The following is a 12,503-nucleotide window of genomic DNA, read 5'->3' as shown; positions in this document are numbered from 1 at the left end:
TCCCTAGTCCCTAGTCCCTAGTCCCTAGTCCCTAGTCCCTAGTCCCTAGTCCCGGCTCTCACAACAGATCCCCTTCCGCGGACAGCGCCCGCTCCATGCTGTCGCCCAGGCCGCCGATCTCCAGCACCAGCCGGTCCACTTCGGCGGGACTGAGGCTTTCGTAGGGGCGGTTTTCGCATAGCTGGAGATAGGGCACGCCGTCGAGTTCGCCGATCGCCAGGTAACCCACGCTGCTTTGCCAGTTGAATTTCAACGCGCGCTTGGCGTCGATGCCGGTCATCGGTGCGATCACGGTGCTTACGCGCAGGTAGCCGCGTTCGTCGTCGTTGCCCAGTTCGGACAGGTAGATCGTCTGATGGCGTTTGCCGTTGCCCAGCGAGAGTTCCACGCAGGCGACGTAGGGATCGTGCATGGTCACCTTGTAGCCGGAAGAATTCAGGTGGCCGCGGACCTGTTCGAAGTTCTGCATGGGATGCTCCCCTGTGACCGATGCGATGCCGCTATGCTAATCCCGCATGAGCGCCAAGTCTCCCGAAGATCGCATCCTGGCCGCGATCCGTGCCATACCGCACGGTCAGGTCGCCGGTTATGGCGAAGTGGCGCATCGCGCCGGCCTGCCGGGTCGTGCGCGACTGGCCGCGCGCATCCTCAGCCAGAACGACGATCCGGCGTTGCCCTGGCACCGCGTGCTGCGCTCGGATGGACGCATCGCGTTCCCGCAGGGGTCGAAGGCCTTCCGCGAGCAGAGCCAGCGCCTGCGCGCGGAGGGCGTGAAGGTGGAGAACGGACGCGTGAAGCGCCCGCGGAAGGCGGACGAGCTGGATGCGGCACTGTGGGGCCCCGGCGCACGCTGACGCGCTGCCCGTATGATGTGGGGCGACTGTTCCGAGGTTTGCCATGTTTCCCCGACTTCTTCCCGTCACCCGCAATCTGCTGATTGCCAACGTCGCGGTCTATCTTCTGCAACTGACGCTGGGCGCCGCGTTCGAGGCCTGGTTCGCGTTGTGGCCAGTCGGCCATGGCTTCATGCCGTGGCAGTTGCTGAGCTATGGATTCCTGCATGACACCAGCGGCTTTGCGCATCTTGGCTTCAACATGCTGGCGCTGTGGATGTTCGGATCGCCGCTCGAACAGACCTGGGGCACGAAACGTTTCCTGACGTTCTATCTGGTCTGCGTTGCCGGCGCCGGCCTGCTGCAGCTCGCCGTGGGCTGGTGGATGGTGGCGGGCGGTGCGCTGCCGTATCCCACCGTCGGTGCGTCCGGCGGTGTGTTCGGCCTGCTGCTCGGCTACGGCATGCTGTTCCCGAACCACCGCATGATCGTGTTTCCGCTGCCGATGGAGATCAAGGCACGCACGCTGGTGATCTTCTATGCGTTGCTTGCGCTGGTGCTCGGCTTCACCGGATTGCAGCCGGGCGTGGCGCACTTCGCGCACCTGGGCGGCATGGTGTTCGGCTGGCTGATGATCCGTTACTGGCGTGGGCAGCCGCCGTTCCGCAGGGGACCGCGCAAGCCCAGGCCGCCGCATCTGCGCAGCGTCAAGTAAACGCTGCAGGGCATGCGAAGAAAAACGGCGCGGGATTCCGCGCCGTTTTTCATGGGACCTGCAGCAGGCCTCAGCGCCAGATCTTGACCTGATCCGCGTCCTTGGCCTGCATCGGCTGGCCGGCCTTGCAGGTGAACGCTTGGGCGAACGAGGGCTGCTGCACCAGCGGGCCGTTGGCGCGCCACTGGCCGGGGGCGTGCACGTCGACGGCGGCGCGCTGGGCGGCTTCGGTTTCCGACAGGTTCTGCGCCCAGAGCGTGGCCCAGGCCTTGTAGAACGACTGCTTCGCGGCGGCGTTGGCCTGCGGCTCGGCGGTGGTGAAGGCGTCCCATGCCAGTTCCACGCCCGCCAGGTCGGCCAGGTTCTCGTCGCGCGTCAATGCACCATTGACCTTGACGTTCTTCAGGCCGGGGAAGGCGTAGCCGTTGTACTGCGCGACCACCTTGTCGCCCAGCGCATTCCACGCCGCCACATCGGCGGGCGTCCACCAGTCGCGCAGCTGGCCCTTGGCGTCGACCATGCGGCCCTTCACGTCGAAGCCGCGGCTCAGCTCGTGGCCGACCAGCGCGCCGTACGCGCCGTACTGCACGGCCGCGGGCTGCTTGGCGTCGAAGATCTCCTCCTGCAGTACGGCGGCGGTGACGATCAGGCGGTTCTGCGCCAGGTCGTAGGCCAGCGCGGGCTGCTGCGGCAGCACGTCCCAGCGGCGGTCGGCGTTGCCCTTGCCGATCCGCTTCATCTCTTCGCGATGGCGCCAGGTCGAGGCGATCAGCATGTTGCCGCCGAAGCTGCCGCGGCCCATCGGCTGCACGCTGTAGTCCAGGTCGCGGCGGGGCGTGCTGACTTCGATCTTCAGCTTGTCCAGCTTGGCCTTGGCTTCGGCCTTGGCGGCATCGCTCAGCCAGGTGTTGCGCTCGATGCCGCGGCCCAGTGCATCGCGCACCTGGCTGGCGATCTGTTCGGCGCGGCGCTTGTGCTCGGCCGACACGTAGCGCTCGGCGTACTCCTTGCCCAGCATCGGGCCGGCGGCCAGGTTGATGGCGTCCAGCACGTGGCGCCAGCGCGGCGCCGGTGTGGTCTCGCCGCGCAGCACGCGGCCGCGGAAATCGAACTCGGCATCGCGGAACGGCTTGGCCAGGTGCGGCGCCATGGCATCGCCCACGCGCCAGCGCAGGTAGGCCTTCCACTGGTCGGGCTTGAGGCTGCCCACCAGGCCATCGAGGCGCTTGAACAGGGCCGGGTCGGCCATCGACACGGTGTCGTCGCTGACGCCCTGCACCTTGAGGAAGGCGTCGAGCTGCAGGTTGCGGTACTGCTTGCCCAGGTCCTTGGTCGGCACCGGCGCGTAGTTGGCGAATGGGCTGCGCAGATCGACCAGCGGCTTGGAGACCTGGGCCAGTCGGGTTTCCACGTCGATCACCAGGGCCGACTCGGCATCCAGCCTGTTGGCCGGCGTACCGGTCAGCGCCAGCACCTGCTTGACGTAGGTGCGGTAGCGGCCGAGCAGTTCGCGCGTGTCGGCGTCGGTGCGGGTGTAGTACGCCGGGTCGGGCAGACCCAGGCCGCCCTGCATGAAGTAGCCGATGTGGCGGTCCAGCGCCTGCAGGTCCACGTCGGGGCCGAAGTTGAAGGCCACCGGGATGCCGACCTGGTGCAGCGCGGCGATCGCCGGCGCCACGTCCTTCGGCTTCTTGATGGCGTTGATGCGGTCGAGCAGCGGCGCGATCGGCTTGGCGCCGTCGGCGTCCACCGCGGCTTCGTCCAGGCCACTGGCCCAGAAGTCGCCCAGCAGCTTCTGCACATTGCCCTGCGGTGCGCGCATGGCGCCGTCGAGCAGGGCGCGCTGCTGTTCCAGCGTGCGCTCGCGGAAGGCGCCCAGCACGCTCACCGCTCCCTGGTCGGCCGAGGCGGGGTTCTTCTTCAGCCAGTCCGCGTTGGTGGCACCGTAGAAGTCGGCGCACTGCGCGCTGACGGCCGGTGCGGCGGGGGCGCGCTTCCTGCGTTGGGCTTCGGCATCCGGCGCGCCCAGGGCGATGACGAGGGCGAAGGCGATCAGGGTGGGGCGGCCGAGAGCGTGGCGCGGGCTGGGCATCAGGAAGATCCAGGAGTTCGGGGGACGGGCGATTCTAGCAAGCGCGTCGCGCGCGCTCCGTCATCGTTCCCCACATCTGCCGGTGGCCTTGGCGGCCGATCCATGCGCTGCGTCACAGAGCGTGGCGATCGGCATGGGCGGCCCGGCGAGGGGCCGCCCATCGCGGGCTCACAGCATCAGCTGCCCCTTGTCGACGATGACCTTGCCATCCAGCGTCACCGTGCTGCCGGGCAGGAAGAAGTTCATGCCGTAGGTGATGGCGTTGTCGCCGCCGGCCCACAGGTTGTTGCCCAGGCCCAGCGTGACGGTGCCCGCGGGCACCCAGTTGCCTACCTGGCTGTCCGCCGGCAGCCTGACGTTCGGATTGATGCCCAGGTCGAAGAAGGAGACCTCGTTCTTGCGGGCGTCGGTCACCGCATCGAAGTCGGCCTTCATCGGCGCGAAGCCCGGGCCGGTGCCGGTGAGGGCGGTGACCTTGCCGCCGGCGATGGTCACGCTGAGGTTGTCGATGGGCTGGCCGCGGAAGTAGTCGCGCGTGGCGACGATCCGGCCTTCGCCGCTGCCGGCCAGCGGCGTGGTGTAGACCTCGCCGGCGGGCAGGAACACCTGCAGCGCCGGCCCGCCGGCTTTCAGGTCGTCCGCACCGATGGTGCCGTCGCTGACCAGGATCGGCCGCCCCTGGATGCGCATCCGGTAATCGGTGCCGTTGGGGTGGGTGATGTGCAGTTCGCTGCCGGCGGCCAGCGCGCCCTTGACCGACTGGCCGCGCGTCTGCAGCGCGGCGTAGTCGACGTTGACGCCCTCCCAGAACGTCTTTGCCAGGTCGGCTTCGGACAGGCCCAGGCGTTTTGCGCGCCACGGCGTGGGGTACAGCCCGTTTCCCAGTTCGAGCTGCCGCACGTTGCGCTTCATGAAGGCCTGGCCGACCGCTTCGCCGGCCTCGCCGCGGGCGGCCACGCGCTGCGGGTCCGCGCCCTCGAACAGGTTCTCCGAGGTGCCGTTGTTCAACGCGATGACCACGTCAAAGACCTCCGCCAGCGCCAGGTCCATCGCCGGCGTCTGGCTGTCGTACTGCGCGGGCACATCGAAGAACAGCCGCCGCGCGAGCCGGTCGCTGCTGTACTCGATCAGCGGGAACGCGCCCGCGCGCCGCACCTGCAAGGCGATGTCCTCGAGCAGTTCGGCGTCGTGCATGCGCCCGGTGATGGCCACGGCGTCGCCTTCCTTCACGGCGGCGGCCGCGGTCGGTGCGGTCGCGGCGGGCGGGCTTTCCTGCTGCTGGCAGGCGGCGAGCAGGGCGCAGGCGATCGCAATGCCGAGCGCGGGCACGGTGAGACGGGTCATGGCAGTCCTCCTTCGATGGGTGGATGCTCGGCCTGGCGACACCCCCTTGCGGTCCGGCTGGCACAGGGGGCACGCCCTCAGCAGCGGCCAGCGGCCGACCGCCGGGCGGACCGTAATGGCCATGTGCAAAGAAAAGGCCCGGACATGCCGGGCCTTTCCTCCTCACCCCGTGGCGCGTGGGGTTACCAGATCACCACCTGCTGGTCGCCGCTGCGCACCATGGCATCGCCGGCCTTGCACGAGAACGCGGCCGCGAAGGTCGGTAGGTTCGACGGCGCGCCGATGGCACGGAACTGCGCCGGGGCGTGTTCGTCGGTGGCGATGCGGTTCTTCAGCTCTTCCGGGGTGAAGTTGCGGCGCCACACCGTGGCCCAGTTGAGGAAGAAGCGCTGGTCGCGGGTCAGGCCGTCGGTCTTCGGGTCCGGCGTATCGCCGGCGGCGGCCTTCATCGCGTCGTAGGCCGTGGCCAGGCCACCGAGGTCGGCGATGTTCTCGCCCAGCGTGTGCTTGCCGTTGATCGCCTGGCCTGCGTCGGTGCGATAGGCGTTGAACTGCGCGATCAGCTTGTCCGTGCGCGAGGAGAAGCCCTTGGCGTCGGCCGGGGTCCACCAGTTCTCGAACTTGCCGGTAGCGCCGAAGCGGCTGCCCTGGTCGTCGTAGCCGTGGGTCATTTCGTGGCCGATCACCGCGCCGATGCCGCCGTAGTTCATTTCATCCGGGGCGTTGGGGTCGAAGAACGGCGGCTGCAGGATGGCGGCCGGGAACACGATCTCGTTCTGCAGCGGGTTGTAGTACGCGTTGACCATCTGCGGCGGCATGCCCCACTCGGTGCGGTCGACCGGCTTGCCGATCTTGCCCAGGTTCCACTTGTAGTTGAATGCCTGCGCGGCCATCACGTTGCCGTAGTAGCTGTCGCGGCCGGTGGACAGGCCGGACCAGTCGCGCCACTTGTCGGGGTAGCCGATCTTGGTGGTGAACGCGGCCTGCTTCTCCATCGCCTTGGCCTTGGTCTCGTCGCTCATCCATGCCAGGTTCTGGATGCGGGCCTTCAGCGCGGTCCCCAGGTTGGCCACCAGCGTTTCCATCTTCGCCTTCGATTCCGGCGTGAACGCGACCTTGACGTACATCTGGCCGAGCGCTTCGCCGCTCTGCGCTTCGATGGTGGACAGCACGCGCTTCCAGCGCGGCTTGATTTCCTTCTGTCCGCGCAGGGTCTTGCTGTAGAAGTTGAAGCTCTCGTTGGCGAAGGCGTCGCTCAGGTACGGCGAGGCGCCATCGATGGTGTGGAAGCGCAGGTAGGCGCGCCATGCGGCCGGATCGGTGTCGCCCAGCATCGTGCTGACTTCCTGGTGGAAGGCGGGCACGGCCAGCGAGAACTTCTCCTGCGGCGCCACGCCCTGCGAGGCGAAGAATGTTGTCCACGAGAAGTTCGGCGTCAGCTTGTCGGCGTCGGCCAGCGTCACCGGGTTGTAGTACAGCGACACGTCGCGCGACATCTCCTCGTTCGACTTCGACACCTTGGCCAGGCGCGTCTCGAACGCGAGGATGTCGCCGGCCTGCTTCTGCGCATCCGCCGCGGCAACGCCGGACAGTTCCAGCACCTTGGCGATGTGCGCCACGTAGGCATCGCGGATGGCCTTCTTGTCGGCATCGAAGTAGAAGTTCTTGTCCGGCAGGCCCAGGCCGCCCTGGAAGGCGTAGGCCATGTTGGTGTCGGGCTTGTTGAAGTCGGCCTCGGCGCCGAAGCCGAACAGGAACGCCTGGCCCTTGGCGGCGCTGCCGTTGAGGTAGGCGACGATGGCGTCCTTGTCCTGCAGGCCGTCGATGGTCTTCAGCACGGGCGCGATCGGCTCGATGCCCTGCGCGTTGGCCTTGGCTTCGTCCATGCCGGTGGCCCACAGGTCGCCGACGATCTTCTCCACGCCGGTGGCGTCGGCATGCGCGGCGGCCTGTTCGGCCAGCTGCTTCTGGATGGCGGTGGAACGCTCGGCCAGCATCTCGAACGCGCCCCAGCTTGTGTGGTCGCTGGGAATCGCGTTGGCGGCCAGCCACTTGCCGTTGGCGTAACCGGCGAAGTCGGTGCAGGCGTTCTTGCTGGCGTCCAGGTCGGCGAGCTGGAAACGGTTGACGCCCGGCAGGCTGCTTTCGTCCAGCTTGAGTTCCAGCGCCGCGGGCGCCTTCGCGGCCGTGTCGGCGGCCGGGGCGGCATCTTCCTTCTTGGCGCAGGCGGCCAGCGCGGCGGCCACGGCGAGCGAAAGCATCAGGATCTGGGGTTTGCGGGCAATCACGAGCTACTCCTGCCCCGCATAGGGCATTGGAAAAAAGGAACCCCCGGGTGGGGGCGTGGCGGGGACTCTACGCCTGTCGCCGGGAGGGCAGGTGTGTCGAAGGTCATGCCTGCGGGGGCGCCAGCGGCCATACTGGGCGTCCAGGCAAGGAGGTTCCCATGCAGGTGCATTTCCATGGCGCGGCGGGCGAAGTCACCGGTTCGATGCATCTGGTCGAGGCCGCAGGCAAGCGGATCCTGCTGGATTGCGGGCTGATCCAGGGCGGCCGCGATGCCGAGGCGCGCAACGCCGAGCCGTTCCCGTTCGACCCCGCCACGCTCGACGCGGTGGTGCTGAGCCACGCCCACATCGACCACATCGGCCGGCTGCCGCTGCTGGTCAAGCGCGGCTTCCGCGGCTCCATCCACACCCACGGCGCCAGCGCGGAGCTGCTGCCGATCATGCTGCTGGATACCGCCTCGCTGTCCGAAGCCGAGGCCGAACGCGCCAACCGCCACCGCCGCCATGGCGAGCCGGAGGTGCAGCCGCTGTTCGGCGACGAGGACGTGCACGCCACCATGAAGCAGGTGCGCCCGATGCCGTACGACGAGCGCACCACGATCCTGCCCGGCGTGGACATCGCGCTGCGCGATGCCGGCCATATCCTCGGCTCGGCCATCGTCGAGCTGTGGGCGGACGGCCGCAAGCTGGTGTTCTCTGGCGACCTGGGGCCGAAGGGCACGCCCATCCTGCGCGACCCCGCGGTGGTGCAGCAGGCCGACCTGCTGCTGATGGAATCCACCTACGGCGACCGCAACCATCGCGACCGTCCGGAAACGATCCGCGAACTCGGCGAGATCTTCGATCACGCGTGGCGCGACCGCGGCAACGTGCTGATCCCGGCGTTCGCGGTCGGCCGCACGCAGGAGCTGCTGTACTGGTTCGCACGCCACTGGGAGGCGTGGAAGCTGTCGCGCTGGCGGATCTTCCTAGACAGCCCGATGGCCGCCAAGGTCGTCAATGTCTACGCGCGCCACCATGGCCTGTTCGACGAGGACGCGCGTCGCGTGTGGGCGCAGTCGCCCAATCCGTTCCGCCTGCCCAACCTGCACGTGGCGGAGACCACGCAGCAGTCGATGGCGATCAACCAGATCGAGAACGGCGCGATCATCATCGCCGGTTCCGGCATGGCCAACGGCGGGCGCATCCAGCACCACCTGCGCTACAACCTGGGGCGGCGCAACGCGCATGTCGTGTTCGTCGGTTACCAGGCCGAAGGCACGCTGGGCCGGCGGCTGGTGGACGGCGCGCAGTGGGTGCGCATCCACGGTCGCGACTACCGCGTCAACGCGCAGCGCCACACCGTGGGCGGCCTGTCTGCGCACACCGACCAGCAGGGCCTGCTGGCGTGGTACGGCAATTTCCAGCCGTCGCCGCCGCTGGTGCTGGTGCACGGCGAGGACCGGGCGCGCGAAGCGCTGGCGGGCGAGATCGGCGAGCGCCATGGCGTGCCGGTGGAACTGGCGCGGCCGGGCATGGTGTTCGACGTGTAGCAGGCGTCGCGCGCCGCCGCATCACACCCGGTGGGGAGAAACCTCGACCGCCTCGTGTTCGCCGGTGTGGCTGAAGCTGCGGTTGCGGCCGGCCTGCTTGGCGCGGTACAGCGCGGCGTCGGCGCGGTCGAAGACGTCCTCCGGCCCCGCCTCGTCGCCGGACAGGTAGGTGTGGATGCCGACGCTGGCGGTGAACGGTGGCGGCGTGCTGGCGGTGGCGCCGTGCGGCTTGCGCCCATGATGGGCGAGGTCCACGTGGATGGTAGTGGCGATGGTCGCCGCCGCCTGCGCGGACGTTTCCGGCAGCAGGACCGCGAACTCGTCGCCGCCGAGGCGGGCGACCAGGTCGCGCGGGCGGCGCGCGCGGCTGCGCAGGATGCGGCCCAGCGCCTTCAGCGCGGCATCGCCGGCGGCATGGCCCTGGGTATCGTTGAGCTGCTTGAAGTGGTCGATGTCCATCACCAGCAGTGACAGCGGCTGGCCGCTGCGGCGCGCGATGCGCAGCTCCTGGTCCAGTGCGTGGTCGAACCGGCTGCGGTTGGCCAGCCCGGTCAGCGCATCCGACTGCGCCTGCCGCTGCGTGCGCCGCAGCAGCCGGTAGACCCACAGCGAAGCGCCCAGCGCCAGCACCAGCAGCGCCGGCACCGGCGAGAACCAGAGGTGGCCGTAGCGCAGCATCAGCATGGACAGCACCAGCGTGCCGGCCATCGTCAGCACGGTCGGGCGCCAGATGCGACGCAGCACGGGCAACAGGGACAGCAGCAGCGGCAGTGCCGAAAGCGTTGCCGCCAGCACGGCCTGCCAGCCTTCCGACACCGGCGTGATGGCCGCGCGCTTGACCAGCATGTTCAGCAGGTTGGCCTGGTAGTCGGTCCCGCTCATGCTCGCGGTCGGCGGCTGTCCCGGTGCGCGCGCCAGCGGTCCCATGCCGGTCGCGCTGACCCCGACCACCACCCAGTTGCCGCGCAGCAGCGTGGCCGGAATGCGCTGGTTGAGGACGTCGGTGTACGAGACGTGGCGGAAGGCGTTCGGCGGCGAGGTGAACGGCACCCGCACTTCGTAGTCGCGTACCCAGTCATAGGGCGAAGCGGGCTCCAGGCCGGTGGTCACCCGCCGGCGTCCGGGCAGGTCGCCGTTGCTGCCGGGCGGCTGGTCGAGTTGCAGCAGGGCCAGCGCCAGCGCGGGCCAATGGGGTGAGCCCAGTCCCGCGCGCAGGTAGGCGCTGCGCGCCACGCCATCGTCGTCCAGCGCCATTTCGGCATGGCCCAGCGAGGCGGCGGACGCGGCGAATTCGGGGATCGGCATCAGCTCGACGGTCGAACTGTTGAGCTGCACGGGCTCTGCCAGCACCGGCAGGACCACCCGCCCGCTGCGGCTGATCGCGCGGGCCAGCAGGGCATCGCCTTCCGGATCGAACAGCGCGGGCTCGGACAGCAGCACGTTGAAGGCGATGCCCTTCACCTCGGTCAGCCGCAGGCGGTCGACCAGTTGCGCATGCGTGCGCCGCGACCAGGGCCAGCGCCCCAGTTCGGCCAGGCTCTTCTGGTCGATGTCGACCACCACGATGCGCGGATCGGCATCCGGCGCGGCACCGAGCACGAGCCGGTCGTAGACCCACGCGTCGATCGGCGCGGTCACCCCGGACAGCGTCACCAGGATCGCCAGCGCAGCCGCGCCCACCGCCGTGAGCAGGCGCGGTTTCCACTTGGACGCGGGCGAGGGGATGTTCACAGGGCCAGCAGTATGAGCAATGCGCCCGCTCCGGCGCCAACCTTGCACCAGCGGCACGGCACCTCGACGCTCTGTGGCGCCGGGAACGGTCCCTCGAAGCCATCCACGTCGATGGTCTGGGCGCGCAGGTACCAGGTGCCCGAACGCAGCCGGGGCAGGGTGATCTCGGCACGGTCCACGATTTCGTCGACCTGCGGCGCGCTGAAATCCGGCGTGCGCGACATCTGGAAGCGGTAGCGCTGGCCCGGCTGGCCTGCCGGCCAGCGGAACGTCACCTCGCGGGTGTTGCCGGCGGCGGCGGCCGAACCGTCGATCTCGGTGACCTCCGCGAGCGGCCGCACGGTGAACGGCACGCCGTCGCCGTAGGGTCCGGTCTCGCCGGCGGCGTCCACGCTGCGGATGCGCCAGACGTAATCGCCGGGCGGCAGCGCAGCAGGAAGGCGTACAGTGGTTTCGCCTTCGACGCGGGCGCCGGCCACGGGCTGGGTGGCATCGGCGGTGGCGGTGATGTCGTACTCGTAGGCGACGGCGCCCGGCGCCTGCGTCCAGCTCAGTGCCAGTTCCGGCGTGCGGACGACGCTGCCGGCGGCAGGCGCGATCGAATACGGCGGCGCCGGCTGATCGTCGATGCGCAGTTCGACGACGGCATCACGGCCTTCCAGTCCGTTGGCGGCGATCGCGCGGACGCGGACGAAGTACGTGCCGGCCTCCAGGGCCGGCAGCGTATGACGGGGCGCATCGCTTTCCGCATCCACCCGCAGGCTGTCGAACGTGCGCTGCGCGCTCACCTGGATGCGGTACTGGCGTGCGCCTTCGACGGCGGGCCAGGCCAGGTCGGGGCGGGCGCTCTGCGACAGCGGCGGAATGCGCGACAGGTCGGGCGCCGGCAGCAGCGGCAGCGGCGACACCGCGGCCTGGCCGGCGGCGACCACCGCGCCGAAGCCGGGACGCAGCAGTGCACCACGCTGGCGGGGCGCATTCACCGACACGCGCCCTTCCAGCACCTCCGTCTGCGAATAGGCTTCGCCCGCTTCCACGCGGAACGTGGTGCCACGCACGGCCGAGGAGGCGGTCGGGGTTTCGACAATGAAGTTCGCGGCCGGACCGCGCAGGTGGCGCACGTCGTTGCCGATCCTGCCGCGCTGCAGGCGCAGCCGGGTGTCGACCATGCCCGAGCGCCCGAAGCGGGTCAGGCGATCGAGCAGCAATTCGCTGTCGCCCAGCAGTTGCAGGCGCGAGCCGTCGGCGAACTGCAGGCTGAGCGAGGCGTCGGGCGATGTCTTCAGGCTGGCGCCACTGCCCAGCGACATGCCGCTGGTCACCGACGACTCGCGGCCCGCCGGCGTGCGCGCGACCGCTTCGCCCTGCAGCGCGATCACCCGCGCTTTCGCGGGCTGGCGGTCCAGCCACTGCAGCGGGATCCGCAGCGTGCTGCCGGGCGGGAGCTGGTAGGGGTTGGCGATGCGGTTGTGTTCCTGCAGGCGCTGCCACGGGATCGACGGCTTGAGGTACGCACCGGTGACGTCCCACAGGGTGTCGCCAGGCCGCACGCGGTAGACCCACTCCTGTGCCTGGACCGACCACGACGCCAGCAGCAGCATCGCCAGTGCCCAGTACCGCCATCCCTTTCCCTGGATCGCCTGCCTCTGCATTCCCCGCCCCCGCGCCTGACCGAGCAAAATGTTGAACCGGTCACAATTATAAGCGGCTCTGAGGGCTGCGCTGGCCGGTGACGGCCGTTTTTGTCGTCACATTTGCCCGAGCCGTAGGGACGCTTACGGTCCGCCGCCCCACAGGCCGGCGATGCGCCGCGCCAGCCGGTACGGTTGGGGAGTGTTGCGGTAGGCGTTGCGCGGGGAAAAACAGCACGCGTGGCGTAAGCGATGCTTTCGCCCGAATGCCACGGCATGCCGCCGGGCAGGTACCCACGAAACCGTCGCGGTGGCCGGCGCCGCAGCCCGGCGCATC

At 69.3% G+C, this 12,503-nt stretch carries 9 protein-coding genes; 3 read left to right on the top strand and 6 right to left on the bottom strand.

Annotated features, from left to right (window positions below):
- Positions 1–58: 58 nt before the first annotated feature.
- Complete coding sequence (locus MMG85_RS15815) at positions 59–469, bottom strand: hypothetical protein (RefSeq protein WP_055935954.1); 411 nt, start codon at positions 467–469, stop codon at positions 59–61.
- A gap of 46 nt (positions 470–515) precedes the next feature.
- On the opposite strand from MMG85_RS15815, the gene MMG85_RS15810 reads away from it, so the two are divergent.
- On the top strand, positions 516–854 hold the full coding sequence (locus MMG85_RS15810) for an MGMT family protein (protein WP_241046900.1): 339 nt from the start codon (positions 516–518) through the stop codon (positions 852–854).
- Positions 855–897: 43 nt separating this feature from the next.
- Positions 898–1,548, top strand: a complete 651-nt coding sequence (locus MMG85_RS15805; protein ID WP_241046899.1) for a rhomboid family intramembrane serine protease — start codon at positions 898–900, stop codon at positions 1,546–1,548.
- Positions 1,549–1,618: 70 nt separating this feature from the next.
- On the opposite strand, the gene MMG85_RS15800 is transcribed toward MMG85_RS15805, so the two are convergent.
- From MMG85_RS15800 to MMG85_RS15790, 3 genes are all read right to left on the bottom strand, one after another.
- Positions 1,619–3,640, bottom strand: coding sequence for a M13 family metallopeptidase (locus tag MMG85_RS15800; protein ID WP_241046898.1), 2,022 nt, complete (start codon positions 3,638–3,640; stop codon positions 1,619–1,621).
- Positions 3,641–3,808: 168 nt separating this feature from the next.
- Positions 3,809–4,984, bottom strand: coding sequence for an aminopeptidase (locus MMG85_RS15795; protein WP_241046897.1), 1,176 nt, complete (start codon positions 4,982–4,984; stop codon positions 3,809–3,811).
- 182 nt (positions 4,985–5,166) lie between these two features.
- Positions 5,167–7,248, bottom strand: a complete 2,082-nt coding sequence (locus tag MMG85_RS15790) for a M13-type metalloendopeptidase (protein WP_241046903.1) — start codon at positions 7,246–7,248, stop codon at positions 5,167–5,169.
- Between the two features lie 182 nt (positions 7,249–7,430).
- Here MMG85_RS15790 and MMG85_RS15785 point away from each other — a divergent pair, with 182 nt between their 5' ends.
- Positions 7,431–8,804 (top strand): MBL fold metallo-hydrolase, encoded by a 1,374-nt coding sequence (locus MMG85_RS15785; RefSeq protein WP_241046896.1) that lies wholly within the window; start codon positions 7,431–7,433, stop codon positions 8,802–8,804.
- A gap of 21 nt (positions 8,805–8,825) precedes the next feature.
- Here the strand turns inward: MMG85_RS15785 and MMG85_RS15780 are convergent, their stop codons facing one another.
- Entirely contained in the window at positions 8,826–10,535 is a 1,710-nt protein-coding gene (locus MMG85_RS15780) for a CHASE2 domain-containing protein (protein WP_241046895.1), read from the bottom strand.
- Positions 10,532–12,187, bottom strand: coding sequence for a FecR domain-containing protein (locus MMG85_RS15775; protein ID WP_241046894.1), 1,656 nt, complete (start codon positions 12,185–12,187; stop codon positions 10,532–10,534). Before MMG85_RS15775 ends, MMG85_RS15780 begins: the two co-directional genes overlap by 4 nt.
- Positions 12,188–12,503: the final 316 nt, after the last annotated feature.

Origin of the sequence: Pseudoxanthomonas sp. LH2527 (genome assembly GCF_022539275.1) — a bacterium.
In the GTDB taxonomy this organism is placed as follows: domain Bacteria; phylum Pseudomonadota; class Gammaproteobacteria; order Xanthomonadales; family Xanthomonadaceae; genus Pseudoxanthomonas_A.
The sequence above is the reverse complement of the archived record's forward strand: the minus strand, read 5'-3'. Positions and strand labels throughout refer to the sequence as shown.